The 25,752-nt window shown below is 51.7% G+C and carries 27 protein-coding genes and 1 pseudogene; 21 read left to right on the top strand and 7 right to left on the bottom strand.

The annotated features are described in order from the left end of the window. Positions 1-28: 28 nt before the first annotated feature. Positions 29-1,192, bottom strand: coding sequence for an alcohol dehydrogenase (gene yqhD, locus M2374_RS08740; protein WP_137399267.1), 1,164 nt, complete (start codon positions 1,190-1,192; stop codon positions 29-31). Positions 1,193-1,386: 194 nt separating this feature from the next. Between yqhD and M2374_RS08735 the strand changes: the two genes are divergently transcribed. Then, positions 1,387-2,286, top strand: coding sequence for an AraC family transcriptional regulator (locus tag M2374_RS08735; RefSeq protein WP_135953045.1), 900 nt, complete (start codon positions 1,387-1,389; stop codon positions 2,284-2,286). Positions 2,287-2,366: 80 nt separating this feature from the next. Here the strand turns inward: M2374_RS08735 and yghB are convergent, their stop codons facing one another. Both yghB and metC read right to left on the bottom strand, forming a co-directional pair. Continuing rightward, positions 2,367-3,026 (bottom strand): DedA family general envelope maintenance protein YghB, encoded by a 660-nt coding sequence (gene yghB, locus M2374_RS08730; RefSeq protein WP_115257486.1) that lies wholly within the window; start codon positions 3,024-3,026, stop codon positions 2,367-2,369. A gap of 131 nt (positions 3,027-3,157) precedes the next feature. Beyond that, positions 3,158-4,345, bottom strand: a complete 1,188-nt coding sequence (gene metC, locus M2374_RS08725) for a cystathionine beta-lyase (protein WP_096755668.1) — start codon at positions 4,343-4,345, stop codon at positions 3,158-3,160. 250 nt (positions 4,346-4,595) lie between these two features. Here metC and exbB point away from each other — a divergent pair, with 250 nt between their 5' ends. Beyond that, positions 4,596-5,330 (top strand): tol-pal system-associated acyl-CoA thioesterase, encoded by a 735-nt coding sequence (exbB, locus tag M2374_RS08720; RefSeq protein WP_096755669.1) that lies wholly within the window; start codon positions 4,596-4,598, stop codon positions 5,328-5,330. Between the two features lie 6 nt (positions 5,331-5,336). Further along, positions 5,337-5,762: a TonB system transport protein ExbD gene (gene exbD / locus M2374_RS08715; RefSeq protein WP_096755670.1), complete on the top strand. Its 426-nt coding sequence runs from the start codon at positions 5,337-5,339 to the stop codon at positions 5,760-5,762. A gap of 63 nt (positions 5,763-5,825) precedes the next feature. Here exbD and M2374_RS08710 read toward each other — a convergent pair whose 3' ends face one another. Both M2374_RS08710 and M2374_RS08705 read right to left on the bottom strand, forming a co-directional pair. Beyond that, a complete protein-coding gene (locus M2374_RS08710; RefSeq protein WP_115257487.1) occupies positions 5,826-6,233 on the bottom strand; it encodes a cytoplasmic protein in 408 nt (135 codons plus the stop codon). A 1-nt stretch (position 6,234) separates the two neighbouring features. After that, positions 6,235-6,639 carry a hypothetical protein gene (locus M2374_RS08705; protein ID WP_137363349.1) on the bottom strand — a complete coding sequence of 135 codons (405 nt, stop codon included), beginning with the start codon at positions 6,637-6,639 and terminating at the stop codon, positions 6,235-6,237. 105 nt (positions 6,640-6,744) lie between these two features. Here M2374_RS08705 and M2374_RS08700 point away from each other — a divergent pair, with 105 nt between their 5' ends. Together M2374_RS08700 and M2374_RS08695 are read left to right on the top strand one after the other, a co-directional pair. After that, positions 6,745-7,248, top strand: coding sequence for an ESA_00282 family adhesion-associated protein (locus M2374_RS08700; RefSeq protein WP_117342671.1), 504 nt, complete (start codon positions 6,745-6,747; stop codon positions 7,246-7,248). Positions 7,249-7,318: 70 nt separating this feature from the next. Then, entirely contained in the window at positions 7,319-7,813 is a 495-nt protein-coding gene (locus M2374_RS08695; protein ID WP_115257490.1) for a TIGR00645 family protein, read from the top strand. A gap of 55 nt (positions 7,814-7,868) precedes the next feature. On the opposite strand, the gene M2374_RS08690 is transcribed toward M2374_RS08695, so the two are convergent. Then, complete coding sequence (locus M2374_RS08690) at positions 7,869-8,909, bottom strand: aldo/keto reductase (protein ID WP_181688741.1); 1,041 nt, start codon at positions 8,907-8,909, stop codon at positions 7,869-7,871. A gap of 381 nt (positions 8,910-9,290) precedes the next feature. Between M2374_RS08690 and M2374_RS08685 the strand changes: the two genes are divergently transcribed. The 10 genes from M2374_RS08685 to hybG all read left to right on the top strand — a co-directional run bounded on the left by M2374_RS08685 (position 9,291) and on the right by hybG (position 18,056). Further along, positions 9,291-10,931, top strand: coding sequence for a methyl-accepting chemotaxis protein (locus tag M2374_RS08685; protein ID WP_115259899.1), 1,641 nt, complete (start codon positions 9,291-9,293; stop codon positions 10,929-10,931). Between the two features lie 85 nt (positions 10,932-11,016). Then, entirely contained in the window at positions 11,017-11,304 is a 288-nt protein-coding gene (locus tag M2374_RS08680) for a DUF2623 family protein (RefSeq protein WP_096755675.1), read from the top strand. Positions 11,305-11,492: 188 nt separating this feature from the next. Next, the gene (gene hybO, locus M2374_RS08675) at positions 11,493-12,611 is read left to right on the top strand and encodes a hydrogenase 2 small subunit (protein ID WP_096755676.1); all 1,119 of its coding nucleotides are present in this window, start codon (positions 11,493-11,495) and stop codon (positions 12,609-12,611) included. A 2-nt stretch (positions 12,612-12,613) separates the two neighbouring features. Next, entirely contained in the window at positions 12,614-13,600 is a 987-nt protein-coding gene (gene hybA / locus M2374_RS08670; RefSeq protein ID WP_096755677.1) for a hydrogenase 2 operon protein HybA, read from the top strand. Beyond that, a complete protein-coding gene (hybB, locus tag M2374_RS08665) occupies positions 13,590-14,768 on the top strand; it encodes a Ni/Fe-hydrogenase cytochrome b subunit (RefSeq protein WP_096755678.1) in 1,179 nt (392 codons plus the stop codon). Before hybA ends, hybB begins: the two co-directional genes overlap by 11 nt. Then, positions 14,765-16,468, top strand: coding sequence for a hydrogenase 2 large subunit (gene hybC, locus M2374_RS08660; protein ID WP_115257492.1), 1,704 nt, complete (start codon positions 14,765-14,767; stop codon positions 16,466-16,468). The genes hybB and hybC overlap by 4 nt, the downstream gene beginning before the upstream one ends. Then, positions 16,468-16,962, top strand: a complete 495-nt coding sequence (locus tag M2374_RS08655) for a HyaD/HybD family hydrogenase maturation endopeptidase (protein ID WP_115257493.1) — start codon at positions 16,468-16,470, stop codon at positions 16,960-16,962. Before hybC ends, M2374_RS08655 begins: the two co-directional genes overlap by 1 nt. Continuing rightward, positions 16,955-17,443 (top strand): hydrogenase-2 assembly chaperone, encoded by a 489-nt coding sequence (gene hybE / locus M2374_RS08650; protein ID WP_096755681.1) that lies wholly within the window; start codon positions 16,955-16,957, stop codon positions 17,441-17,443. The genes M2374_RS08655 and hybE overlap by 8 nt, the downstream gene beginning before the upstream one ends. Beyond that, complete coding sequence (gene hypA / locus M2374_RS08645) at positions 17,436-17,777, top strand: hydrogenase maturation nickel metallochaperone HypA (protein WP_096755682.1); 342 nt, start codon at positions 17,436-17,438, stop codon at positions 17,775-17,777. The genes hybE and hypA overlap by 8 nt, the downstream gene beginning before the upstream one ends. 30 nt (positions 17,778-17,807) lie before the next feature. Next, positions 17,808-18,056, top strand: a complete 249-nt coding sequence (hybG, locus tag M2374_RS08640; protein ID WP_096755683.1) for a hydrogenase maturation factor HybG — start codon at positions 17,808-17,810, stop codon at positions 18,054-18,056. A 55-nt stretch (positions 18,057-18,111) separates the two neighbouring features. On the opposite strand, the gene yghU is transcribed toward hybG, so the two are convergent. Further along, positions 18,112-18,978 (bottom strand): glutathione-dependent disulfide-bond oxidoreductase, encoded by an 867-nt coding sequence (gene yghU / locus M2374_RS08635; protein WP_135911407.1) that lies wholly within the window; start codon positions 18,976-18,978, stop codon positions 18,112-18,114. Between the two features lie 217 nt (positions 18,979-19,195). Between yghU and M2374_RS08630 the strand changes: the two genes are divergently transcribed. The 6 genes and pseudogenes from M2374_RS08630 (at position 19,196) to M2374_RS08605 (ending at position 25,752) form a co-directional block, all read left to right on the top strand. Then, a complete protein-coding gene (locus tag M2374_RS08630; RefSeq protein ID WP_181688743.1) occupies positions 19,196-21,484 on the top strand; it encodes an FdhF/YdeP family oxidoreductase in 2,289 nt (762 codons plus the stop codon). Between the two features lie 152 nt (positions 21,485-21,636). After that, positions 21,637-23,499, top strand: coding sequence for a bifunctional glutathionylspermidine amidase/synthase (gss, locus tag M2374_RS08625; protein ID WP_115257498.1), 1,863 nt, complete (start codon positions 21,637-21,639; stop codon positions 23,497-23,499). A 476-nt stretch (positions 23,500-23,975) separates the two neighbouring features. Then, entirely contained in the window at positions 23,976-24,473 is a 498-nt protein-coding gene (tssB, locus tag M2374_RS08620; RefSeq protein WP_117342666.1) for a type VI secretion system contractile sheath small subunit, read from the top strand. A gap of 65 nt (positions 24,474-24,538) precedes the next feature. Then, on the top strand, positions 24,539-24,853 hold the full coding sequence (locus M2374_RS08615; RefSeq protein WP_249418295.1) for a hypothetical protein: 315 nt from the start codon (positions 24,539-24,541) through the stop codon (positions 24,851-24,853). Continuing rightward, positions 24,807-25,112 (top strand): annotated as a pseudogene (locus M2374_RS08610) (formylglycine-generating enzyme family protein); the annotation flags it as partial. The gene M2374_RS08615 and the pseudogene M2374_RS08610, both read left to right, overlap by 47 nt. A gap of 373 nt (positions 25,113-25,485) precedes the next feature. Beyond that, on the top strand, positions 25,486-25,752 hold the full coding sequence (locus tag M2374_RS08605) for a PAAR domain-containing protein (protein ID WP_174361150.1): 267 nt from the start codon (positions 25,486-25,488) through the stop codon (positions 25,750-25,752).

The raw sequence follows: 25,752 nt of genomic DNA, 5'->3' as shown, positions 1-25,752 counted from the left end.
CAAAAACGAAAGTCAGAGGTCAAAAAACCTAGCGTGCCGCTTCGTAAATGCGGCGGCTGACGTCCAGCGTAATGTCCTGATGTTCGCCCAGTTTCGTCCCACCGTGCGCTGCCAGTTTTTCCAGCAACGCCGGGATGGAACTGCCATCCAGACCGTAGTCGGACATGCGGGTTGGGACGCCCATCTTCTCGAAGAATTGACGCGTCGCGGCAATGGCGGCATCGATACGCTGGTCATCACTCCCTTCGGTGATATTCCAGACGCGCTCCGCGTATTGCAGCAGTTTGGCGCGCTTAGTGTCGCGTTTTTCATTCCACAGTGCCGGCAGAACGATGGCCAGTGTTTGTGCGTGATCGAGACCGTGCATCGCGGTCAGTTCGTGACCGAGCATATGGGTAGCCCAATCCTGCGGTACGCCTGCGCCAATCAGGCCGTTCAGCGCCTGGGTCGCTGCCCACATGACGTTGGCGCGGACATCGTAGTTTTCTGGCTCCTGCAACGCTTTCGGGCCCTCTTCTATCAATGTGAGCAAAATACCTTCGGCAAAGCGGTCCTGTATTTTGCCGTTGACCGGGTATGTTACGTATTGCTCTACGGTGTGAACAAACGCGTCCACTACGCCGTTTGCGACTTGACGCGGCGGCAGAGTGTAGGTGTAAACCGGATCCAGCACGGCAAAGACCGGTTGCACAAACGGTGTCATAAAGGCCAGCTTATCGCCGGTGGTTTTGCGGGAAATTACCGCGCCGGAGTTTGATTCAGAGCCGGTTGCCGGCAGGGTCAAAACGGAGCCCATCGGGATGGCGCTTTTTACGTCGTTGCCGTGAGTTTCCAGGATGCGCCACGGATCGACACCTTCAGCGTAATGGGCCGCTGCGGCGATGAATTTAGTGCCATCGAGAACAGAGCCGCCGCCGACGGCCAGCAGGAATGTCACCTTCTCATCACGCACGATGTTGACCGCATTCATCAGCGTTTCATAAGACGGGTTCGGCTCAATTCCGCCAAACTCCAGTACATCCAGACCTTTCAGGGCATCCTGAACCTGTGCCAGTACGCCGGTTTTTTTCACGCTGCCGCCGCCGTAGGTAATCAGCACGCGAGCATCCTGAGGGATTTGATCGCGCAGTTCAGCGATAGCGCCTTTACCGAACAAAATGCGGGTTGGGGTATGGAGGTTAAAGTTATTCATTGCTCGTTACCTTGTGTGGGTAAAAAAAGAGGGCAGGTGAGTGTCTGCCTGATGGTGAACATTGTGGTCGTCAGACGCATTCCTCTCAATGCTCATTTCTGCCAATGTCTTGCCTATTTCTACAGACTACTGGAGAAAACGGATAAAAATACGCACACTGTGGACGTTGCAATTCGATGACGAAAGGGTGTTCTATGAACCGTGATGACGTCTGCCTTCTGCTGACGGAAAAAATTAAGCAGCTGAAAAATAATGAAAATAAACTCAATAAATTGCTGCCTGATGTGCGTTTACTGTATGGCATGGAGCCTGGGCTTCGCACCCCTGTGATGTATGAACCTGGCATTATATTTCTCTTTTCGGGCCATAAAATTGGTTACATCAATGAGCGTGTATTTCGTTATGACGCCAACGAATACCTGCTGCTCACCGTACCTTTACCCTTTGAATGTGAAACGTATGCGACACCGGAGATTCCACTGGCCGGTCTGCGGCTGAATGTCGATATCCTGCAATTGCAGGAACTCCTGATGGACATTGGCGAAGATGAACTGTTCCAGCCTGCAATGGCGGCGAGCGGAATAAACTCGGCCACGCTTTCTGATGAGATACTTTGCGCGGCCGAGCGTTTGCTGGATGTGATGGAGCGACCGCTGGACGCGCGAATTCTGGGAAAACAGATCATCCGTGAGATTTTGTACCATGTGCTGACCGGTCCACGCGGTGGCGCGCTGCTTGCGTTGGTCAGTCGTCAGACGCATTTCAGTTTGATCAGTCGCGTGCTGAAGCGCATCGAAAACAAGTACACCGAGAACCTCAACGTTGAGCAACTGGCGGCAGAAGCCAACATGAGCGTGTCGGCGTTTCATCATAATTTTAAATCGGTGACCAGCACTTCACCGCTGCAGTATCTGAAGAGTTATCGCCTGCATAAGGCTCGGATGATGATCATTCACGACGGCATGAAGGCCAGCGCGGCAGCAATGCGGGTTGGCTATGAGAGCGCGTCGCAGTTTAGCCGCGAGTTTAAACGGTACTTTGGCGTAACGCCGGGGGAGGATGCGGCAAGAATTCGGACGATGCAGGGAAGTTAATGATGTTCACCGTTGGCCTGATTAGCAAAGCGCCATCAGGCGAAAATGCCGGGTGATTTTACCCGGCCAACGATGACGACTCAGGCGCTACAGCATTTTTTTTTAATCACCACGAACAAGGTACCTAGCAGACCAGCAGTTAACAGTGCGATGGGCAGGATCATCAGGAAGGTCATCACCTGATCTTCATGGCGTTTAACGAATGGGATCATGCTGAGAGCATAGCCAAAGCTGGTGACCACGGTGACCCACAGCAGGCCGCTCAGCCAGTTAAAGAACTGAAACCGGCGGTTAGGCAGACCTGAAATCCCCGCCATTGTTGGCAGCAGGGTGCGAACAAATGCCAGGAAACGTCCCGCGAGCAGCGCCATCAGACCGTGTTGGTCAAACATACAGGTGGCACGCTGATGATATTTTTCAGGTAATTGCGCCAGCCAGCTTTTCACCGTCCGCGTATTACCCAACCAGCGCCCTTGAATATAGCTCAGCCAACAGCCCAGACTGGCTGCGGCAGTCAGAATAGCAATTGTCGGGAGAAAGCTCATCACGTCCTGCGCGATCAGCGCTCCGGCCAGTAACAGCAGGCTGTCTCCGGGTAAAAAGGAAGCAGGCAGCAGACCATTTTCTAAAAACAACGTGGCAAACATGACGAAGTACACCACACTCACAACGTGCGGATCTGCCAGCGCGGCAAAATCGTGTTGCCAGAGCGCGGAGATAATATCTTGAATGACTACCATGGACTTTCCTGTGGAACAGCATTTATGAGTGGATTGTACTCCTGAATTGTCCGGGATGCCTTGATCCCGGACGCAACAATTGCAGACTTTTCCACCAGAAGTGTCTGCATATATGTCCAACTGCGGCAATGTTACTCGATTCGGGCGAATCCGGCGGCTAAATCCGCAATCAGATCGTCAACATTTTCTAAACCGATGTGTAAACGGATGAGCGTTCCGCTGAAGTCCACGTTGCCTTCAGGACGGATGGCGGCAATGTGTTCGGGTTGATTGGCCAGAATCAGTGATTCAAACCCGCCCCAGGAGTAGGCCATGCTGAACAGCGTAAAGTGATCCAAATACGCTGATAGCTCGTCATTGTTCAGCTTCTTATTCAACACAAACGAGAACAGACCGCTGCTGCCGGTAAAATCACGTTTCCAGAATTCGTGCCCTTTGCTGCCGGGAAGCGCGGGGTGGTTGACGCGGGCGACCTGCGGATGATCGGCCAGCCATTCGGCAACCTTCAGGCTACTTTCGTGATGCTGGCGCAGACGAACGCCCAGAGTCCGCAGTCCGCGGCTGGTCATATAGGCGGTATCGGCATCCAGCATTTGCCCCATTAAATAGGCGTTTTCGCGCAGTTGGTCCCAGCAGCGGGCATTTGATACCGCCGTACCGACCATTGCATCGGAATGGCCAATCAGGTATTTGGTGCCCGCCTGAATTGAGATGTCGATTCCAAAATCCAGCGCGTTGAACAGCACCCCGGCAGCCCAGGTGTTATCGATCATGATGATGGCGTCCGGCGCTACGCTTCTGACGGCGGCGACAATCGCCGGAACATCATGCACTTCCATAGTGACGGAGCCGGGAGATTCCAGAAATACCACTTTGGTGTTCGGCTGAATGTGCTTCACAATATCGGCACCAACTAACGGATCGAACCAGCCGGTGGTTACGCCGAGCTTGCCGAGGATTTTCGTGCAAAAGTCCTGGCTCGGCTCATAGGCCGTGTTGGTCATTAGCACGTGGTCGCCGTGTTCAACAAAGGCCAAAATCGTGTTGGCAACGGCTGCGGCGCCGCAGGGAAACAGGGCGCAACCCGCGCCGCCTTCCAGCTCGCACATGGCTTCCTGCAGGGAGAAATGCGTCAGCGTGCCGCGGCGTCCGTAAAAAAGTGCGCCGTTAGCGCGGTTGTGGGTGGCCTGTTTTTTAGCCTCAACGGATTCGAATACCAGTGAAGAGGCGCGTTGGATCACGCTGTTGACGGAACCCTGCGTGTACTTTTTACTGCGTCCTGCCTGAACGAGTTTGGTCTCAAGATGCTTGTCTGCCATGTTGGGTTACCTGTTTTTATACGTCTGGATGTCTAAACTAGCATGGATCTTCGGCGACGCATCCTGCAGAAGGGCCATAAAGTAGAAAATAGTCCCAAAATGTGTCTGCTGACTTTTTTACTGCGTAAGCGCAAGGAAAAGAAACCAAAGGTGCGGCACTATGTAAATAGTAATGAGAACGACTATCAATTCGACGTCTTTTTGATATCATTACGCTCAGATTTTGTGATTTGCGTCCTGGAGATACAGAGTGGGTAATAATTTGATGCAGACGGACCTTTCCGTCTGGGGTATGTATCAGCACGCCGATATCGTGGTTAAGTGCGTGATGATTGGGCTAATTTTGGCGTCCGTGGTCACCTGGGCTATCTTCTTCAGTAAGAGCCTTGAGTTCTTTACGCAGAAGCGTCGTCTTAAGCGCGAACAGCAACTGCTGGCAGATGCCCGCTCTTTAGACCAGGCAAGTGAGATTGCCGCTGGATTCGATGCCAAAAGCCTGGGCGCAATGTTAATTAACGAAGCGCAGAACGAGCTGGAACTGTCAGAAGGCAGCGATGACAACGAAGGGATTAAAGAGCGTACCGGGTTCCGCCTGGAACGTCGCGTTGCAGCTGTAGGGCGTCATATGGGGCGGGGTAATGGATACCTGGCGACCATTGGGGCTATCTCTCCCTTTGTGGGTCTGTTCGGTACAGTATGGGGCATCATGAATAGCTTCATCGGTATTGCACAAACGCAAACGACGAACCTGGCCGTGGTTGCGCCGGGGATTGCAGAAGCGCTGTTAGCCACCGCGATTGGTTTGGTTGCCGCTATTCCTGCTGTTGTTATCTACAACATCTTCGCCCGTCAGATTGGCAGCTACAAAGCCATGCTGGGTGATGTTGCGGCACAGGTGCTGTTATTGCAAAGTCGCGATCTGGACCTGAGTGCAAGCGCTGCGGCGCATCCGGTACGCGCTGCGCAGAAATTACGTGTAGGATAATGTTCCATGGCAATGAGTTTTAATGAAAACCTGGACGATAACGGTGAAATGCACGACATCAACGTCACGCCGTTTATCGATGTTATGTTGGTGTTGTTGATCATTTTTATGGTGGCCGCGCCGCTGGCAACGGTGGATGTGAAGGTGAATCTACCGGCTTCGACCAGCACGCCGCAACCGCGTCCTGAAAAACCGGTTTACCTGTCAGTGAAAGCGGATAACACGATGTTTATCGGCAACGATCAGGTGACCGATGAAACCATGATTAACGCGCTAAACACGCTGACAGAAGGCAAGAAAGATACCACTATCTTCTTCCGGGCTGATAAAACCGTCGACTATGAAACCATGATGAAAGTGATGGATACGCTGCATCAGGCAGGTTTCCTGAAGATTGGTTTGGTTGGTGAAGAGACCGTGAAAGCGAAGTAATCTCTATTGCCGGGTGAAGGGTTTCGCCTTACCCGGCCTCCACTTTCGGCTTCCTCCATCCCCTCATTTCTTTTCGTCCAGCGCGACGGTAGTGACTCTGGTCGCGGCATAACTCCCTTCAGATAGCTTACGCGTCAGGCGCAATGTCGCCGTTTCTCGCGCGAGTAAATGCTGGTACGCGCTTTCCAGACGGGCCATGATTTTGTCCCGCAGCGCCGGCTGTTGGGCAATAATGGCTTCAATGGTGGCACCGTAGATCTCTTCTTTGGCTTGCAGAGCATAGATTTCCCGGCGGTTTTGCCACTTCATGCGTACCAGGGCTGCGGGTATTGATACCATTTCCTGAGCCACGCTCTCCAGCGTGGCATTTTTATTGGCAATTAAGATATCCAGGTTCTGCTTTAAGACAAATTCGTCACTTTTATGGTTGTCTAAAGCCAAATAAACGTTGTTATCCTCAACATCTTTCATTTTATTTCTCTTCCAGAGAATAAAAAATCGGATCGCTGGTTTCGCGAGTCAGTAAATTAAGCCAAATTTTATTGCCTTGCTCATTTATTAACGCAGTGTTTTTTGCCAAAATTTTACTTAATTCTTGTGCGTTAATGTCACCTTCTGCTTGCAGTGAATTAAGCAGACGGGTGAATGATTCGATTTTTGCTGCGCGAAACAGTCGCTCTTTTAAATGGCGGTCACATTCTTCAAATAACATGTTACGGGTCTGACCGGTAGCGGTGGCGCTAATTAAAATATCCGCTTCAAACTCGCTTAAGGTTGTCTTTCCCTGAGTCAAATTTTCACTATTTTCTACGGTATCAGTATTGGTTGGGGATGTAGATAAATGAAAACGAGAGGGAACAAGATGCTCGGGAAGCATGTTGAAATATCCTTTACTGCCAGTGAGGTAAGTTTTTTTAATAAGACAGGCTGCGTTGACAATAGCATGGGGTAATTTTAAAATCAAAAAAAATGGAGCCTGTATATGAACAGTATATTTTATTCTGTTATTACCCTGCTATTGCTTACCTGCGGGGTTCTTGTGCTGATGCGCGGTGCAAATAAAAATCGATCGAATGAGGAACTTACCTCTTATCCCAAACTGGAAACGCTTAGCAAAGAAGAGGGGGAAGATCATTTCTCAGCATTGATGAATTCGATTACGCCGGTATGGTATTGGCGGGTCAATCATGAATATATTGATTTTATCCACTCGACAATAAAGCGTATGACCATGGTGGAGTTAAATGAAACACCAGGGCTATTTGATGCACAGCGGCGCTGCAGCGATCTCAATTCAGCGGTCTACAAATATTACGACAACATCAAAAAACGCTGCCTGAGCGGAGAGAAAGTCCCGCACGCCGATTTAGATGTGCTCAATTTGCGTCAATGTTTCAGGGAGTTCAGCCTGGAAGCCTATCCTGCACTCGTCGCACTGGTGTGGCCAGAGCTCCAGCGCTCGCCCATCAATGCCGAAGAGGTTTGAAGCGTATGTTGTTTCGATGTTGCACAATTGCGATATACTACTGCCCGGTTTAGTTACAAGACAGGATCATATGGAACGTTTTCTGGAAAACGCAATGTACGCGTCCCGCTGGCTGCTTGCTCCCGTGTATTTTGGCCTTTCTCTTGCTTTGGTTGCCCTGGCGCTGAAATTCTTTCAGGAGATCTTTCACGTTCTGCCCAATATCTTTTCGATGGCAGAAGCCGATCTCATTCTGGTACTACTGTCGCTGGTCGATATGACCCTGGTCGGTGGGTTGCTGGTCATGGTGATGTTCTCCGGCTACGAGAATTTTGTCTCACAACTGGATATTACTGAAGGCAAAGAGAAGCTGAGCTGGCTGGGTAAGATGGATGCCACGTCACTGAAGAATAAGGTTGCGGCGTCTATCGTGGCCATTTCTTCCATCCATTTATTGCGTATTTTTATGGATGCTAAAAATGTCCCTGATAACAAGCTGATGTGGTACGTCATTATCCACCTGACCTTTGTGCTCTCAGCCTTTGTGATGGGGTATCTGGATCGACTGACGCGCCACAATCACTAAATCAGTACGGCCGGGTCGGCAATTTTACCGCCCCCCCGGCATACTGTTTAGACGATTATTTATCTGATGAGGCCTGCCACAGATTGAGCTTGCCGTCGGTGACGTGCTTATCTATCTGCGCCAGTTCTTCAGCGCTGAATGCCAGGTTATTCAACGCCTGAACGTTTTCTTCTAACTGCTCGGGACGGCTGGCGCCAATTAACACTGACGTCACGCGGTAATCTTTGAGTAACCAGCTCAATGCCATTTGCGCCATCGACTGTCCACGCCGTTGCGCCATCTCGTTCAGCAACCGCAGGCTGTTAAGATTTTCTTCCGTCAGCATATTTTCCGTCAGGCCACGGGCTTTTTTCCCTTCACGCTGCATACGCGAACCTTCTGGAATACCGTTCAGGTATTTCCCCGTCAGCAACCCCTGAGCCAGCGGGGTAAAGGCGATGCAACCAATACCGTTTGTGTCCAGCGTATCCAGCAGGCCACTGCTGTCGACCCAGCGATTAAGCAGGTTGTAGGACGGTTGGTGGATCAGCAGCGGAATTTTCCATTCCCGCAGCAGGTCGGCCATTATTTGCGTGCGCTCCGGGGAATAAGATGAAATACCAACATACAACGCTTTGCCACTTTGCACGGCGTGAGCCAGCGCCGCGGCGGTCTCTTCCATTGGCGTGCTTTCGTCAACGCGGTGAGAATAGAAAATGTCGACGTAATCGAGGCCCATGCGTTTCAGACTCTGGTCGAGGCTGGCAAGCAGATACTTACGCGAGCCGCCAGAACCGTACGGTCCCGGCCACATGTCGTAGCCAGCCTTGGTAGAGATGATTAATTCGTCACGGTACTGCGCGAAATCCTCACGCAATAATCGGCCGAAGTTTTCTTCAGCGCTGCCCGGCGGCGGCCCGTAGTTATTGGCTAAATCGAAATGCGTGATGCCTAAATCAAATGCTTTACGCAGCAGGGCACGCTGTGAATCCAGTGCTTGGACGTGTCCAAAACTGTGCCATAAACCCAGCGACAGTGCAGGCAAGCGCAAACCGCTGCGACCACAGTAGCGATAGAGCATTTGCTCATAACGTTCAGGGTTGGCAAACCAGGCCATGAGATCTCCTTAGTGCAGGTTAATCGTGCAGGTGAATTTCGAAACGACGTTTCTATTCTAGCTGTTTCACGATGATTATCCCGTTCACCAGGTCACATTGAGATGAAAAACTGAGAGTTGTGTTTCGTGTTGAAAGTAACCCTCAGGCGTCGGGCCAGATAGGTATGCACTTAATTTACGTATGGACTTGATTCCCCAGGTAATAATAATTGCTGGTTTTATTAGCCCTCATATCGATATAACGGGGAGGAACAGGAAGAGTCGATGTGCTTAAAAAAGTAAAAAAATAAACAACGCATTATATCTTCTTCGTGACCTGCCGATAACAAGGATAAGTCTCGCCTGATGGCGAAAATCCTCATCTACGGCAAGGAAACTATTATGCGTTTGCTGCAAAACTTCACTATTCGTATTGTCATGCTGGCAATACTGGGACTATTTTGCCTGCTCTGGTCGGGCGTGGGGTTATTTAGCCTCCATTCGTTATCTAAAATATCAGAAGGCAATGAGATTGATCGTCATCTCGTACAGCAGATGACGGTTCTTAGTCAGGGGAACGATCAGTACTTTCGCTTTGTCACGCGGCTAAGCCGAGCTGTGGATGTCAAAATCGGCGGCGGAACGCCTGACTTTGGTCCGGCTCAGCAATCTCTGGATGGCATGCGTAAAAAACTTGAGCAGATGAAAACGCTGTCGCCGGGGCCGATGGATGCGGAAATTGCCACCGCGGTGCTGACGACGTGGCAAGCGCTGCTGGAGAAAGGTGTGATCCCGCAGATGCAACTGGCGCAGCAGGGATCGCTTACCGCATGGTCAGAGCATGCCAGCACCGTTACACCGGCGCTAAGCCGCGATTTTGGTGCCAGTGCCGAGCGGTTTAATACCGCTGCCGGTAAGCGACTGGATGCGACGCGCATTATGGTCGACGGTAAAACATCGATTATCCGCACCTTGATTATCACCGCCGTTATCCTCGGTATTGCCATTCTTATCTTTACCGACCGCTATCTTGTGGCAATGATGGTGAAGCCGCTGGCACGCATTCGCCAGCAGTTCCGCCAGATTGCCCACGGCGACCTTAGCCATCCGATTGAAGAATTTGGTCGTAATTGCGTAGGGCAACTGGTGCCTTTACTCAGTGCGATGCAGGACAGCCTGCGTGAAGCCGTCAGTACGATTCGGTCAGGCAGTGACAACATCTGGCGCGGCGCGACGGAGATTTCCAGCGGCAATAACGATCTTTCTTCGCGTACGGAAGAGCAGGCCGCAGCGCTGGAAGAGACCGCCGCCAGCATGGAGCAACTCACCGCCACGGTGAAACTGAATGCTGAGAATGCGCGCGAGGCCAGCCAGCTTGCCGATACGGCATCAGAAACGGCGGGCAAAGGCAGCACGCTGGTTTCGCAGGTAGTGGATACCATGGACGGGATTGCTGCCAGTTCTAAGCAGATCGCCGAAATTACCTCAGTTATTAACAGCATCGCATTCCAGACCAACATCCTGGCGCTCAACGCCGCCGTCGAAGCGGCCCGAGCGGGCGAACAGGGCCGTGGTTTTGCGGTGGTTGCCGGTGAGGTGCGAAATCTTGCCAGCCGCAGCGCAGGCGCGGCGAAAGAGATTGAGACGTTGATTGGCGAGTCGGCGCGCCGTGTCGATCAGGGCGCGCGTCTGGTCAAGGAGACCGGCTTGACGATGGACGCTATTCTGCGCGGAGCAACCGAAGTTACGGCAATTATGAAACAAATTGCCTCCGCCTCTGAAGAGCAGAATAAAGGCATCTCACAGGTGAGCGTCGCGATCACACAAATGGACAGCGTGACCCAACAAAACGCCGCGCTGGTGGAGCAGGTATCGGCAGCGGCAGTGGCGTTGGAGCGACAAACCGAAGACCTGCAGCGTGCCGTTCAGCAGTTCCGGCTTTCCGCAAGTGACGTGCAGCATGCACCAACCAACACCGTTTTACCCGCCGAAGAAAGCGCTGCGCCTAAAGCATCTAAACCGGATGAATGGGTGGCCTTTTAATCTGGCACAAAAAAGTGCGTGATACCTCTGGCCTTTGCTTAAAAAATCGCTATATAATTTATTATATAGCGATTGGAGGTAATGCATGGATAACCATTTTGGAAAAGGCCTGATGGCAGGATTAAACGCCTCAAGTGCAGATAGTGCGCGAACGGTGGCGAATTTTTGTGCTGACTATAAGCGTGGCTTTGTGCTGGGCTTTTCACATCGGATGTTTGAACGAACGGGCGATCGGCAACTGAGTGCGTGGGAGGCGGGGATCCTCACGCGCCGCTACGGGCTGGATAAAGAAATGGTGATGGATTTCTTCAAGGAGAACCAGTCCAGTACAACAATTCGCTTTTTCATGGCCGGCTATCGGCTCGAAGCTTGATCCGAAAGGGGTATTATCTTGCTTTAATTAATTACACTATTGACCTACACCTTCGTTTTGTTGCCCTGCCGAAGTATTATAACGCACATAACCATATAAAAAGTGTGGTAATGGCGCGCCGATCGCAATAAGCAACATGCGAATGGTGCAAAATAAAAGCCAGGTCTTCGCAACGGAATAACAATAAAATGACTGGAGATAACTCTCTCATCAATTCGAACGGCATTAATCGCCGTGATTTCATGAAGCTTTGTGCAGCATTGGCCGCTACCATGGGGCTCAGTAGCAAAGCCGCCGCAGAAATGGCGGAATCAGTATCCCGCCCTCAGCGCCCGCCGGTTATCTGGATAGGTGCTCAGGAGTGTACGGGCTGTACTGAATCGCTACTTCGTGCGACACACCCTACCGTGGAAAACCTCGTCCTGGAGACGATCTCTCTGGAATACCATGAGGTGCTTTCCGCCGCCTTCGGCCACCAGGTCGAAGAGAACAAACATAACGCTCTGGAGAAGTACAAAGGGCAGTATGTTCTGGTCGTAGATGGTTCTATCCCACTGAAAGATAACGGTGTTTACTGCATGGTTGCCGGTGAGCCTATTGTGGATCATATCCGCAAGGCGGCCGAAGGCGCTGCGGCGATCATTGCTATCGGCTCATGTGCCGCATGGGGTGGTGTTGCTGCCGCAGGCGTTAACCCAACGGGGGCAGTTGGCTTGCAGGAAGTCCTGCCAGGCAAAACCATCATCAATATTCCAGGCTGTCCGCCGAACCCGCATAACTTCCTCGCAACGGTCGCACACATCATCACCTACGGTAAGCCACCGAAGCTGGATGCGAAAAACCGTCCAACGTTTGCCTACGGTCGTCTGATCCACGAACACTGCGAGCGTCGTCCGCACTTTGATGCGGGTCGTTTTGCTAAAGAGTTCGGCGATGAAGGCCATCGTGAAGGCTGGTGCCTCTACCATCTGGGCTGTAAAGGGCCAGAAACCTACGGCAACTGCTCAACGTTACAGTTCTGTGATGTTGGCGGCGTGTGGCCAGTGGCGATCGGTCACCCTTGCTACGGCTGTAACGAAGAAGGCGTCGGTTTCCATAAAGGCATTCACCAACTCGCTTCTGTGGAAAACCAAACTCCGCGTTCAGAGAAGCCGGATGTCAACCTGAAAGAAGGTGGCAACATTTCTGCTGGGGCTATTGGGCTGCTGGGTGGCGTAGTAGGACTGGTGGCCGGCGTCAGCGTGATGGCGGTACGTGAACTGGGACGTCAGCAAAAGAAAGATAACGCTGACTCACGGGGAGAATAACCGTGAACAGACGTAACTTTATTAAAGCAGCTTCTGGCGGAGCATTGCTGTTGGGCGCAGCGCCGTCCGTCAGCCATGCGGCTGCAGAAAACCGTCCGCCGATCCCGGGTTCCCTTGGGATGCTGTATGACTCGACGCTGTGTGTCGGCTGTCAGGCCTGTGTCACCAAGTGTCAGGACATCAACTTCCCAGCGCGCAACCCTGAGGGGGAGCAAACCTGGTCGAACAACGACAAACTGTCACCGTACACCAATAACATCATTCAGGTGTGGCGTAGTGGAACAGGCGTTAACAAAGACCAGGAGCAGAACGGCTACGCGTACATCAAGAAACAATGTATGCACTGTGTCGATCCGAACTGCGTTTCTGTTTGTCCGGTCTCCGCGCTGAAAAAAGATCCGAAAACCGGCATCGTCCACTATGACAAAGATGTCTGTACCGGTTGCCGTTACTGCATGGTCGCTTGCCCGTACAACGTGCCTAAATACGACTACAACAACCCGTTTGGTGCACTCCATAAGTGCGAGCTGTGTAACCAGAAAGGTGTAGAGCGCCTGGATAAAGGTGGTTTACCGGGCTGTGTTGAAGTGTGTCCTGCCGGTGCGGTGATTTTTGGTACGCGCGAAGAGCTGATGGCTGAGGCGAAAAAACGCCTGGCGCTGAAGCCTGGCAGCGAATACCACTATCCGCGTCAGACGGTGAAAGACAGCGATACCTATCTGCACACGGTGCCGAAATATTACCCGCACCTGTACGGCGAGAAAGAAGGCGGCGGTACGCAGGTATTGGTACTGACGGGCGTTCCTTATGAAAATCTGGATCTCCCACAGCTGGCTGATCTGTCAACCGGTGCGCGTTCTGAGCATGTTCAACATTCCCTGTATAAGGGCATGATTTTACCCCTGGCAGCGCTGGCGGGCATAACCGTGCTGGTTCGTCGTAATATGAAAAACGACCATCACGATGGAGGAGACGATCATGAGTCATGATCCTAAACCGCTGGGCGGAAGAATAATCAGCAAGCCGGTCATTATTTTTGGGCCGTTAATCGTCCTGTGTATGCTCCTGATCGTAAAACGTCTGGTCTTCGGGTTGGGCTCAGTCTCCGATCTGAACGGTGGATTCCCGTGGGGTGTATGGATCGCGTTTGACCTGTTGATCGGCACCGGTTTTGCCTGTGGCGGTTGGGCACTGGCATGGGCGGTCTATGTTTTCAACAAAGGGGAATATCACCCGCTGGTGCGCCCAGCCTTGTTGGCGAGCCTGTTTGGTTATTCTCTGGGTGGCCTGTCGATCACCATCGACGTCGGTCGTTACTGGAACCTGCCGTACTTCTACATTCCGGGCCACTTTAACGTGAACTCGGTGCTGTTCGAAACGGCAGTCTGTATGACCATTTATATCGGCATCATGGCGCTGGAATTTGCGCCGGCCTTGTTTGAACGCCTGGGGTGGAAAGTTTCGCTCAAGCGTCTGAACAAAGTGATGTTCTTTATTATCGCCCTCGGCGCACTGCTGCCGACAATGCACCAGTCTTCAATGGGTTCATTGATGATTTCTGCCGGTAATAAGGTGCATCCACTGTGGCAAGCCTATGAAATGCTGCCGCTATTCTCGGTGCTTACCGCCTTTATAATGGGCTTCTCGATCGTCATCTTTGAAGGTTCGCTGGTACAAAGCGGCCTGAAAGGTAATGGGCCGGACGAGAAGAGTTTGTTCATCAAACTGACGAATACGATTAGCGTCTTGTTGGCGATCTTCGTGGTTCTACGCTTTGGTGAACTGATCTATCGGGACAAGTTGTCGTATGCGTTTGCAGGCGATTTCTACTCAGCCATGTTCTGGCTTGAGGTTGTGCTGATGGTCTTCCCGCTGGTGGTACTGCGTATCGCGAAACTGCGAAATGACTCGCGCATGCTGTACCTGTCTGCGCTGAGCGCATTGCTGGGTTGTGCAACATGGCGTCTGTCCTATTCGCTGGTGGCGTTCAATCCTGGTGGTGGCTACCACTACTTCCCGACCTGGGAAGAACTGTTGATTTCTATTGGTTTTGTGGCTATTGAGATTTGTGCATACATCGTACTCATTCGTCTACTGCCGATACTTCCTCCTTTAAAACAAAACGATCAAAATCGTCATGAGGCGAGCAAAGCATGAGCCAGAGAATTACTATTGATCCGGTAACCCGTATTGAAGGCCATTTACGCATCGACTGCGAAATCGAAAATGGCGTGGTATCAAAAGCATGGGCGTCCGGTACCATGTGGCGCGGCATGGAAGAGATCGTGAAGAATCGCGATCCGCGTGATGCGTGGATGATTGTGCAGCGTATTTGTGGTGTGTGTACCACCACGCACGCTATCTCTTCCGTGCGCGCTGCTGAAAGCGCACTGAACATTGATGTTCCCGTGAACGCGCAGTACATCCGTAACATCATTCTGGCAGCGCACACCACGCATGACCATATCGTGCACTTCTATCAGTTGTCTGCGCTGGACTGGGTGGATATCACCTCCGCACTGAAAGCCGATCCAGCAAAAGCCTCGGCGATGCTGAACGGCGTGTCGACCTGGCACCTGAACAGCGCGGAAGAGTTCACTAAGGTTCAGAACAAGATCAAGGACCTGGTTGCCAGCGGTCAGTTAGGTATTTTTGCCAACGGCTGCTGGGGTCACCCGGCAATGAAACTGCCACCGGAAGTGAACCTGATTGCAGTTGCACACTACCTGCAGGCGCTGGAATGCCAGCGTGATGCCAACCGCGTCGTGGCGCTGCTGGGCGGTAAAACACCGCACATCCAGAACCTGGCGGTCGGTGGGGTGGCGAACCCAATCAACCTCGACGGTCTTGGCGTGCTGAACCTTGAACGCCTGATGTACATCAAGTCCTTCATTGATAAGCTGAGTGACTTTGTTGAGCAGGTGTACAAAGTGGATACCGCGGTTATTGCCGCATTCTATCCGGAGTGGCTGGAACGCGGCCAGGGTGCGGTAAACTACCTGAGCGCGCCGGAATTCCCGACTGACGGCAAAAACGGCAGCTTCCTGTTCCCAGGTGGTTACATTACCGATGCAGACCTGTCGACCTATCGTCCGATCACCTCTCATTCTGATGAATACCTGATCAAAGGGATTCAGGAGAGTGCGAAACATGCGTGGTACAAAGACGAAGCGCCGCAGGCGCCGTGGGAAGGAACAACGGTTCCGGATTACACCGGCTGGTCTGACGATGGCAAATACTCCTGGGTTAAAGCGCCAACCTTCTACGGCAAAACGGTGGAAGTGGGCCCGCTGGCTAACATGCTGTGTAAACTGGCGGCAAAACGCGAGTCTACCCATGCCAAGCTGAATGAGATCATTGCGATTTACACCAAGCTGACCGGTAAAACCATCGAAGTGGCACAGCTGCATTCGACGCTGGGTCGTATCATTGGTCGTACCGTTCACTGCTGTGAACTGCAGAACGTTCTGCAAAATCAGTATAACGCGCTGATCGTAAACATCGGCAAAGGCGACCACACCACCTTCGTGAAACCGAATATCCCGGCCACTGGCGAGTTCAAAGGTGTAGGCTTCCTCGAAGCACCACGCGGTATGCTTTCTCACTGGATGGTGATTAAAGACGGCATTATCAGCAACTATCAGGCGGTTGTACCTTCAACCTGGAACTCTGGCCCGCGTAACTTTAATGACGAAGTGGGACCGTATGAGCGTTCACTGGTAGGCACGCCGATCGCCGATCCGAACAAACCGCTGGAAGTGGTGCGTACTATTCACTCTTTCGACCCTTGTATGTCATGTGCGGTGCATGTGGTGGACGTTGACGGGAACGAAGTCGTCTCAGTTAAGGTTCTGTAATGCGGATATTAGTCTTAGGGGTCGGCAATATTTTGCTGACTGACGAAGCCATCGGGGTACGTATCGTTGAGGCATTAGAGCAACGGTACATCCTGCCTGATTTCGTTGACGTTCTGGATGGCGGTACAGCGGGGATGGAGCTGCTTGGCGATATGGCAGACAGAGATCATCTGATCATTGCTGACGCCATTGTGTCGAGAAAAAGCACGCCGGGAACCATGATGGTCCTGCGGGATGAAGAGATCCCGGCGCTGTTTACCAATAAAATCTCGCCGCACCAGCTTGGCCTGGCCGACGTGTTGTCGGCCCTGCGTTTTACCGGCGAGTTTCCGAAGAAGCTGACTCTGGTCGGCGTTATTCCGGAATCGCTGGAGCCGCATATCGGGCTAACGCCGACGGTTGAAGCCATGATTGAACCTGCGCTTGAGCAGGTTCTCGCCGCGCTGCGCGAATCGGGTGTGGAAGCCATCCCTCGGGAGGCGGCCCATGTCTGAAGAGTTTTTAGGCTTTCAGACAGCCCCAAAAGCGCAGATTCAGGCCGCGTTTGAAGAGGTAGCCCGCCGTTCGATGCACGATCTCTCGTTCCTGCATCCGAATATGCCGGTGTATGTCTCTGATTTTACGCTGTTTGAAGGCCAGTGGACGGGGTGTGTGATCACGCCCTGGATGCTGAGCGCGCTGATTTTTCCTGGGCCAGATCAGATCTGGCCCCTGCGAAAAGTCAGCGAGAAAATGGGGCTGCGTTTACCGTATGGTGAGATGACATTTACCGTAGGCGAGCTAGATGGAGTATCGCAATACCTGTCCTGTTCGTTAATGTCGCCGCTTTCGCACAGCATGTCGGCACAAGAGGGTGTCCGCCTGACTGACGATTGTGCAAAAATGTTGTTATCGCTGCCGGTGAGCGATCCGAACGCACCGCAACTTGGTCGTCGCGCGTTGCTGTTGGGCCGTCGGAGCTGTGAAAATGCATGAGTTGTCGCTTTGCCAGAGCGCCGTTGAGATTATTCAGCAGCAGGCAGAGCAGCACGATGTTAAACGTGTTACCGGCGTTTGGCTGGAAATTGGCGCGCTCTCCTGCGTTGAGGAGAGTGCCGTTCGTTTCAGTTTTGACATCGTCTGTCAGGGCACGGTCGCGCAGGGATGTGCATTGCACATTGAATACAAACCCGCTCAGGCCTGGTGCTGGGATTGCAGTCAGGTTGTGGAAATTACCCAGCATGATGCGCAATGTCCACGTTGTCAGGGCGATCGTTTGCGGGTTGAAAGCGGCGATTCACTGAAAGTGAAAAGTATTGAAGTCGAATAGCCCATAGGTTGCTATGGGACGGAGTCAGATATGTGTATTGGAGTCCCGGGTCAGGTTCTGACCGTCGGTGAAGATATTCACCAGCTTGCGCAGGTTGAAGTTTGCGGTATCAAGCGCGATGTCAACATTGCCCTGATTTGTGAAGGCGATCCGGCTGAGCTGGTCGGGCAATGGGTACTGGTGCACGTAGGATTCGCTATGAGCATCATCGATGAAGATGAAGCCAAAGCCACGTTAGATGCGTTACGCCGCATGGATTACGACGTCACCAGCGCGTGACGACTTCGCTTATCAGGCCTACGCCTTATATGTAGGCCGGATAAGGCATCTTGCGTTAGCCCTGGCGTTTGTCTTCGGTATTGGTATCGAAGTCACTGGCGTCATGGCGTTCATGAAGCTGTTCGTCCAGCGGCCCGTTAGTGCGGTTCACAATCCGTCCACGCTTAACCGCCGGACGCGCTGCAACCTCTTTGGCCCAACGTTGAACGTGTTTGTAGCTCCCCGCATCAAGGAATTCTGCCGCGTCATAGACGTTGCCCAGCACCACATTGCCAAACCACGGCCAAATGGCCATATCGGCAATGGTATATTCATCCCCCGCCACAAACTGATGCTGTGCCAGTTGCTTATCCAGAACGTCGAGTAAACGCTTGGCTTCCATAGTGAAGCGATTGATCGCGTACTCAATTTTTACCGGCGCATAGTTGTAGAAGTGGCCGAAACCGCCGCCGAGGAAGGGCGCTGCGCCCTGTAACCAGAATAGCCAGTTCAGTGTTTCAGTGCGTTTTGGCAAATTCTGAGGCAGGAAATAACCATATTTCTCCGCCAGATAAAGCAGGATAGCGCCAGACTCAAACACGCGTACCGGTGGGTTTTGCGAATGGTCGCGCAGTGCCGGGATCTTCGAGTTTGGGTTCACCTCAACAAAGCCGCTGGAAAACTGGTCACCATCGCCAATACGGATGATCCAGGCATCATATTCCGCGCCGGTCACGCCCTGCGCCAGCAGCTCTTCCAGCATAATCGTCACTTTCTGACCGTTTGGCGTACCCAGCGAATAGAGCTGCAGCGGATGCTTGCCGACCGGTAGCGTTTTCTCGTGGGTGGCACCGGAAACCGGACGGTTGATGTTGGCGAATGCACCGCCATTGGATTTATCCCACGTCCAGACCTTCGCGGGCTGATAAGTATTGTCTGACATAGTGACCTGCCTTCTGAGTGGTTGTGTTGAAGCAGTGTAGCAGTTAGGGAAAACTCAATTTAACAGATTGGGACTTTATGTCGTGTTGTGCTGAAAGGGGAAGATAAATCTAACCCGTTCATTGTACGCAGACCGTACTCCATGAAGAGGAAATCAATGTTGGACGGAAATTGCTACCGTACTACCCTCAATAATTGGCGGTGAAAAAGCAGTAACAATGAAAAATGGTGTTCCAGGAGTAAGCGGTTATCAGGGCCCGGCGGGTGGGTGGGGCGCGGTAAAAGCCGTCACTGCTTCGGTGTTTTCGCAAAAGGCCGTCGCGCGCGACATTATCGCGATGTTCAAAATGAACCAAGTGAAAGGGTTCGATTGCCCGGGGTGTGCGTGGCCCGATCCGAGCCATCGTGCGCCGATGGAACTGTGCGAAAACGGCGTAAAAGCAGTGTCCTGGGAAACCACCAGTAAGAAAGCCTCACCTGCATTTTTCAGCCGCCACCCGGTATCGGCACTCTGGCAGTACAGTGATTATGCGCTGGAAAATATAGGCCGTTTGACGCACCCGATGAAATACGATGCCGTGACGGATACCTGGCAGGCCGTGGCGTGGGACATTGCGTTTCAGGAAATCGGCGAGCGACTGCGCAGCTATGACTCTGCACAGCAGGTTGAGTTTTACACCTCCGGTAGAACCTCAAATGAGGCGGCGTTCCTGTATCAACTGTTTGCCCGCGAATACGGCAGCAGCAACTTCCCGGACTGTTCAAACATGTGTCATGGCCCAACCAGTGCCGGGCTGACGCGGGCCATTGGTCTTGGGAAAGGGACCGTGGAGCTTGATGATTTTGAACAGTGTGAACTGGTGATTTGCATCGGACATAATCCTGGCACCAACCATCCGCGCATGTTGACCACGTTACGCGACGTTGCCAAACGCGGGGCTAAAATTATCTCAATTAACCCGCTTACCGAGCGCGGACTTGAGCGCTTTAGCTTCCCACAAAGCCCGAAAGAGATGTTCACCGGCCAGACGACAGCACTTAGCAGCGATTACTACCAGGTCAAAATGGGCGGTGATGCCTCGCTGCTCAAAGGCATCATGAAGGCGTTGATCGAAATGGATGAAGCGCGGATCTTGCTGGGTCAGCAACCGACGCTAGATCATGCGTTTATCGACGAACATACCGCGGGTTATTCGGCGTTGTATGACGATTTACGCCAATGTTGCTGGGCTGAACTGGAGCAGGACTCTGGCCTGACGCGCAGCCAGATGGAAGATTTGGCACACAGCTATAACAAATCTCGCGCGACGATCATTTGTTATGGACTGGGTATCACCCAGCATAAAAACGGTACCGAGAACGTCCAGCAACTGGTGAATCTGCTGTTGTTGAAAGGCAATATGGGCAAACCGGGGGCGGGGATCTGCCCACTGCGCGGGCATTCCAACGTGCAGGGCGACCGTTCCGTAGGGATTAACGAGGCGGCATCAGAAGACTTCCTGCAGCGCCTGGAAGCGCATTTTTCTATCAACGTTTCGCGTCAGCATGGTCGCTCCAGCGTGGAAAGTATTCGGGCGATAGAGCGTGGTGAGGCGAAGGCATTGATTTGCATGGGCGGGAATCTGGCGGTGGCGATGCCTCAGCCGCAGCGTACCTTCGAGGCGATGAAAAAGCTGGATATGCAGGTTCACATTGCGACCAAGCTCAATCGTTCGCATTTGCTGCTGGCAAAACACAACTATCTGCTACCCGCGCTGGGCAGAACCGAACGCGATATGCAGGCAACGGGTATTCAGTCAGTAACCGTCGAGGATTCTATGTCGATGGTCCACGCTTCCTGCGGTGCGCTAAAACCGGCCTCTCAATGGCTAAAATCGGAACCGGCGATTGTGGCGGGGCTGGCTCGCGCCACGCTTCCCCACTCGCCGGTAAACTGGGAAGCGCTGACCGGGAACTATGCGTTGATTCGCGACGCCATCGAGGCCGTTATTCCGGCGTTTCGCGATTATAACGCGCGTATTGCCGAGCCCGGTGGATTTCGTATGGATACGCCGGCTTCGCGGCGTGAATGGCACACCGCAAACGGTAAAGCTAATTTTGTCGTCAGTCGTCAGCGTGCAGTCGAGCGGGAAAACCAGCCTGCTGAGGCGCTGGTGCTGGCCACACTGCGTAGCCACGATCAGTACAACACTACTATTTATGGCATGAACGATCGCTATCGTGGCATTAGCGGGCGACGTGATGTGGTGTTTTTAAGCGCCGTGGAAGCAACGGCCCGCGGGCTGACTCAGGGCGATGTCGTTAACGTCCAAGCGTTGGATAACCACGGTAAGCCTTGCGTGGATCGTATGATGCACGGGCTAACGGTCGTCATTTACGACATGGCGGAGGGTTCGATCGGCGCGTATCTGCCGGAAGCGAATGTGCTGCTGTCGCTTGATGCGGTCGATACGGAAAGTCTGACCCCGGCGTATAAAAGCGTGCCGGTTATCCTCAGTAAAGCGTAGCTCCTGCTACGAATTTTTCGCCTCTGAGCGCCAGCCGCTGCGTTGAGGTGTATGATAAGTCAACCTCTGTCCGGTTAGTGTCGCAGAGCAGGCAATCAGAGCGAAAAATTCACGCCACCCTGCTCAGGCTGTATTGTTTTGAGGTAAGGTGCATGAGCAAAGGAACGACCAGTCAGGATGCCCCATTCGGGACATTATTGGGCTACGCCCCCGGCGGCGTAGCAATCTACTCTTCAGATTACAGCTCCCTTGACCCACGGGACTACGACGATGATGCTGCGTTTCGCAGCTATATCGACGACGAATACATGGGCCACAAATGGCAGTGCGTCGAGTTCGCGCGCCGTTTTCTCTTTCTCAACTATGGCGTAGTCTTCACCGATGTGGGTATGGCCTGGGAGATCTTCTCCTTGCGTTTCCTGCGCGAAGTGGTGAATGACAATATTCTGCCGTTACAAGCATTCCCTAATGGCTCACCCCGCGCGCCGGTAGCAGGCGCTCTACTTATCTGGCAAAAAGGCGGTGAGTTCAACGAAACGGGCCATGTGGCGGTTGTCACCCAGTTGCTGGAAAATAAAATCCGTATTGCTGAACAGAACGTGATCCACACGCCGCTGCCTCCCGGACAGCAGTGGACCCGCGAGCTGGAGATGGTGGTTGAAAATGGTCACTACACCCTGCGTGATACCTTTGATGACACCACGATCCTCGGCTGGATGATCCAAACTGACGATACCCGCTACAGTCTGCCGCAGCCAGAGATCGACAATGACGCCCTGAAGATTGGCGGCGCGAGACTGGAAGATAGCGGACAGTTTGATGGTAAGTGGCTGAACGAGCAGGATCCGTTGCAAAAAGCCTACGTATTGGCAAATGGTCATGTGATCAATCGGGATCCGCATCAGTACTTCACCATTACTGAAAGCGCGGAGCAGGAGCTAATTAAAGCGACCAACGAACTGCATCTGATGTATCTGCACGCAACCGACAAAGTGCTGAAAGACGATAACCTGCTGGCGCTGTTCGATATTCCAAAAATTCTCTGGCCGCGTCTGCGCCTCTCATGGCAGCGTCGTCGGCACCATATGATCACCGGTCGTATGGATTTTTGTATGGATGAGCGCGGGCTGAAGGTGTACGAGTACAACGCCGATTCCGCATCGTGCCATACCGAAGCAGGCCTGATCCTTGAACGCTGGGCTGAGCAAGGCTACCGTGGGCGCGGGCACAATCCTGCAGAAGGGCTGATCAACGAACTGGCCGGCGCCTGGAAGCACAGTCGCGCGCGTCCTTTCGTTCACATCATGCAGGACAAGGACATTGAAGAGAACTACCACGCGCAGTTTATGCAGCAGGCGCTGCATCAGGCCGGGTTTGACAGCAAAATCCTCCGCGGACTGGACGAATTACGCTGGGATGATGCCGGCCAGTTGATTGACGGCGACGGTCGTTTGGTGAATTGCGTCTGGAAAACCTGGGCATGGGAAACCGCGATCGAGCAAGTGCGTGAGGTGAGCGAAACCGAATACGCGGCCGTGCCAATTCGTACCGGACATACTCACCAGGAAGTACGACTGATTGATGTTCTGCTGCGCCCGGAAGTGCTGGTCTTCGAGCCGTTGTGGACTGTTATTCCCGGCAACAAGGCAATCTTACCGATCCTGTGGCAACTGTTCCCTCATCATCGCTATCTGCTTGATACTGACTTCACTGTTAACGACGAGCTGGCGAGAACCGGTTATGCCGTGAAACCTATTGCAGGACGTTGTGGCAGCAACATCGATCTGGTCAGTCACGAGGAAGAACTGCTCGATAAGACCAGCGGTAAGTTTGCTGAACAGAAGAACATCTATCAGCAGCTTTGGTGTCTGCCCAACGTTGCCGGTAAATATATTCAGGTTTGCACGTTCACCGTGGGCGGTAACTACGGCGGCACCTGTCTGCGCGGTGACGATTCGCTGGTGATTAAAAAAGAGAGTGATATCGAACCGCTTATTGTAGTGAAAGGGGCGTAACCTTTCAGGTCTGTTTCTGATTGCGCTAAAGAAGCCGGGGTATGTCTCCGGCTTTTTTATTTGTTTTTACAATGGCTGTGATTGTCATTTATCTAGTTGTGGTGGCTATATAAACTTATTCAGATATTCATCAAGTGAAGTTGTTTTTTTATTTTGTCATTAATTCAATGAATGCATTTTGATTTAATTATGTTTGTTTGTTTGTATTAGATGTAATTTTTCTTATTCCCTTTATTTAAATAAATAATATCAATGTGTTATTTGACGAAATAGTGATTTCGATCAGTTTTTAATGTCTATAAAATATCGGATTACCTTAGCATACTAATTATAATCATTAATTCTTATTGACAGTCACTGGTCGTCATACGCAGGAAACGCCCTCAACGGTGTCAGGCTGTGAGTGATTGGAAAGGGAAAATGCGCCATTGGGAAAAGTGATATACCGGTAGGATTCACCGGTTTGAGAGGGACGTATGGGTGACAGTTTTCAGAATGAAGTGCCGACGGCACGCGTTAACATTAAATTGGATTTACACACAGGAGGCGTTCAGAAGAAGGTTGAACTACCGTTAAAACTTTTGACTGTGGGTGATTTCAGTAATGGTAGAGAACAGCGACCATTATCTGAGCGTGAAAAGGTTGATATTAATAAAAATAATTTCAATGACGTGTTAGCAAAGTTCTCTCCAACCGTGAACCTGAGTGTGGAAAATACGTTAGCGGGTGACGGTTTAAATGAAGAGATTAATCTTACTTTTAAGAATATCCGTGATTTTGAACCGGAGCAGGTAGCGCGAAATATCCCACAACTCCGCGTGCTATTGGCAATGCGTAATTTACTGCGCGATTTGAAATCTAATTTACTTGATAACGCCGCTTTTCGCCGTGAGCTGGAAATCGTCCTTAAAGATCCTGCCCTGAGTCAGGAGTTGCGTGATGAGTTGGCAACAATGATGCCAGAAGAGATTTAACGCTATACAGGGTTTCCTCCGCTTAAGCGGCTGGAATAGTAAAGGATCATTAAAGGAATATGTTGATGTCTGTTCAGGAACATACCTCTTCAGCTGCGGCTACCACCACGACGGGTGAGCGCAGTGTTTATCAGTCCCTCTTTGACAAAATTAATCTTGCTCCGGTTTCTTCATTGAAAAATGTCGATGCGTGGCAGAGTGATGAAGCGCTTTCCGATGCGGCTCCGGCTGAACGTGTGACCGCTGCCATTCAGGTTTTAGTCTCATGTCTGGCAGATCCGACACAACCACTGGAGCGTCTGGATAAAACGCTACTTGATGACCAAATTGCGCGTCTGCCCGGTCGGGAAATATCCCCCCAATCCACTGGGATTGTATGACATGGGACTAAGTGGTCTGGAGTGGGCTAATGACTGGTATGCGGCGGACTACTATGCGCACTCGCCGGTTGATAACCCACAGGGACCGGAGAGCGGCGACAGGAAGGTACAAAGGGGCTATCCGGGAGGGGATTATCAGTATGCCCTGACCATGTTTCGTCAGGCAGACTTCCCTTCTCCGCTTTTGAATGGGCGTAAGGCAGAAGATTATAGATTTTCTCCTAAATATGTTTTTCGGTGCGTGGTGAATGTGAAATAGCTTTCAGATAGATTGCGGAATAATAGATAAGTTTATCTGGCTCATTCGTTAAATAAATGAAAACTATCTTTTGCTCGGGTGGTGGTCAAAAAAAAGTTACTCTCTAATTATTCGTGGTTTATTGGTGTGTTATATTAATTGCGTTAACGGCGTGACAAAATACATTAAGGTAAATGTATTTATTAAAAGGGGTTATCTCGTAAACTCCCCAACCGCAACCACAATCTCGCTTATTTTAAATTGCATCAAAATATAAATGATAAGTTAATAAGGTAATTAGCTATAAATACTTTTTGAATGCTGTTTCTATCTGTGTGTTTTTTGCGGTTTATTTATTTTATCAATGTTCGTACTGCTTATTTTGGAGTTGATTATGTCAAAAGGTTTTGTATTGTTGGGTGATAAAACAACGCACGGTGGAACGGTTATATCTGCATCTTCGACGATGTTTGTACAAGGAAAAACAGTGGCACTCCTGGGCGATATGGTTAGTTGTCCTATCCCTTTTCATGGCGTTAACCCTATCATTGAAGGCTCGCCAGAATGGTTTTCTGATGGGAAGCCGATAGTTGTCGATGGTTGTCGAAGTATGTGTGGATGTCAGGTTATTTCAAGCGCACCGGAAGCATCAATAGGATAA

This window comes from Citrobacter sp. JUb117 (genome assembly GCF_024809055.1).
Classification (GTDB): Bacteria; Pseudomonadota; Gammaproteobacteria; order Enterobacterales; family Enterobacteriaceae; genus Citrobacter; species Citrobacter gillenii.
The sequence above is the reverse complement of the archived record's forward strand: the minus strand, read 5'-3'. Positions and strand labels throughout refer to the sequence as shown.

Excerpts from the sequence above, each read along its gene's own strand:
- yqhD (WP_137399267.1), bottom strand. The coding sequence starts at position 1,192 with ATGAATAACTTTAACCTCCATACCCCAACCCGCATTTTGTTCGGTAAA.
- M2374_RS08735 (WP_135953045.1), top strand. The coding sequence starts at position 1,387 with ATGAACCGTGATGACGTCTGCCTTCTGCTGACGGAAAAAATTAAGCAG.
- yghB (WP_115257486.1), bottom strand. The coding sequence starts at position 3,026 with ATGGTAGTCATTCAAGATATTATCTCCGCGCTCTGGCAACACGATTTT.
- metC (WP_096755668.1), bottom strand. The coding sequence starts at position 4,345 with ATGGCAGACAAGCATCTTGAGACCAAACTCGTTCAGGCAGGACGCAGT.
- exbD (WP_096755670.1), top strand. The coding sequence starts at position 5,337 with ATGGCAATGAGTTTTAATGAAAACCTGGACGATAACGGTGAAATGCAC.
- M2374_RS08710 (WP_115257487.1), bottom strand. The coding sequence starts at position 6,233 with ATGAAAGATGTTGAGGATAACAACGTTTATTTGGCTTTAGACAACCAT.
- M2374_RS08705 (WP_137363349.1), bottom strand. The coding sequence starts at position 6,639 with ATGCTTCCCGAGCATCTTGTTCCCTCTCGTTTTCATTTATCTACATCC.
- M2374_RS08700 (WP_117342671.1), top strand. The coding sequence starts at position 6,745 with ATGAACAGTATATTTTATTCTGTTATTACCCTGCTATTGCTTACCTGC.
- M2374_RS08695 (WP_115257490.1), top strand. The coding sequence starts at position 7,319 with ATGGAACGTTTTCTGGAAAACGCAATGTACGCGTCCCGCTGGCTGCTT.
- M2374_RS08690 (WP_181688741.1), bottom strand. The coding sequence starts at position 8,909 with ATGGCCTGGTTTGCCAACCCTGAACGTTATGAGCAAATGCTCTATCGC.
- M2374_RS08685 (WP_115259899.1), top strand. The coding sequence starts at position 9,291 with ATGCGTTTGCTGCAAAACTTCACTATTCGTATTGTCATGCTGGCAATA.
- M2374_RS08680 (WP_096755675.1), top strand. The coding sequence starts at position 11,017 with ATGGATAACCATTTTGGAAAAGGCCTGATGGCAGGATTAAACGCCTCA.
- hybO (WP_096755676.1), top strand. The coding sequence starts at position 11,493 with ATGACTGGAGATAACTCTCTCATCAATTCGAACGGCATTAATCGCCGT.
- hybB (WP_096755678.1), top strand. The coding sequence starts at position 13,590 with ATGAGTCATGATCCTAAACCGCTGGGCGGAAGAATAATCAGCAAGCCG.
- hybC (WP_115257492.1), top strand. The coding sequence starts at position 14,765 with ATGAGCCAGAGAATTACTATTGATCCGGTAACCCGTATTGAAGGCCAT.
- M2374_RS08655 (WP_115257493.1), top strand. The coding sequence starts at position 16,468 with ATGCGGATATTAGTCTTAGGGGTCGGCAATATTTTGCTGACTGACGAA.
- hybE (WP_096755681.1), top strand. The coding sequence starts at position 16,955 with ATGTCTGAAGAGTTTTTAGGCTTTCAGACAGCCCCAAAAGCGCAGATT.
- hypA (WP_096755682.1), top strand. The coding sequence starts at position 17,436 with ATGCATGAGTTGTCGCTTTGCCAGAGCGCCGTTGAGATTATTCAGCAG.
- hybG (WP_096755683.1), top strand. The coding sequence starts at position 17,808 with ATGTGTATTGGAGTCCCGGGTCAGGTTCTGACCGTCGGTGAAGATATT.
- yghU (WP_135911407.1), bottom strand. The coding sequence starts at position 18,978 with ATGTCAGACAATACTTATCAGCCCGCGAAGGTCTGGACGTGGGATAAA.
- M2374_RS08630 (WP_181688743.1), top strand. The coding sequence starts at position 19,196 with ATGAAAAATGGTGTTCCAGGAGTAAGCGGTTATCAGGGCCCGGCGGGT.
- gss (WP_115257498.1), top strand. The coding sequence starts at position 21,637 with ATGAGCAAAGGAACGACCAGTCAGGATGCCCCATTCGGGACATTATTG.
- tssB (WP_117342666.1), top strand. The coding sequence starts at position 23,976 with ATGGGTGACAGTTTTCAGAATGAAGTGCCGACGGCACGCGTTAACATT.
- M2374_RS08615 (WP_249418295.1), top strand. The coding sequence starts at position 24,539 with ATGTCTGTTCAGGAACATACCTCTTCAGCTGCGGCTACCACCACGACG.
- M2374_RS08605 (WP_174361150.1), top strand. The coding sequence starts at position 25,486 with ATGTCAAAAGGTTTTGTATTGTTGGGTGATAAAACAACGCACGGTGGA.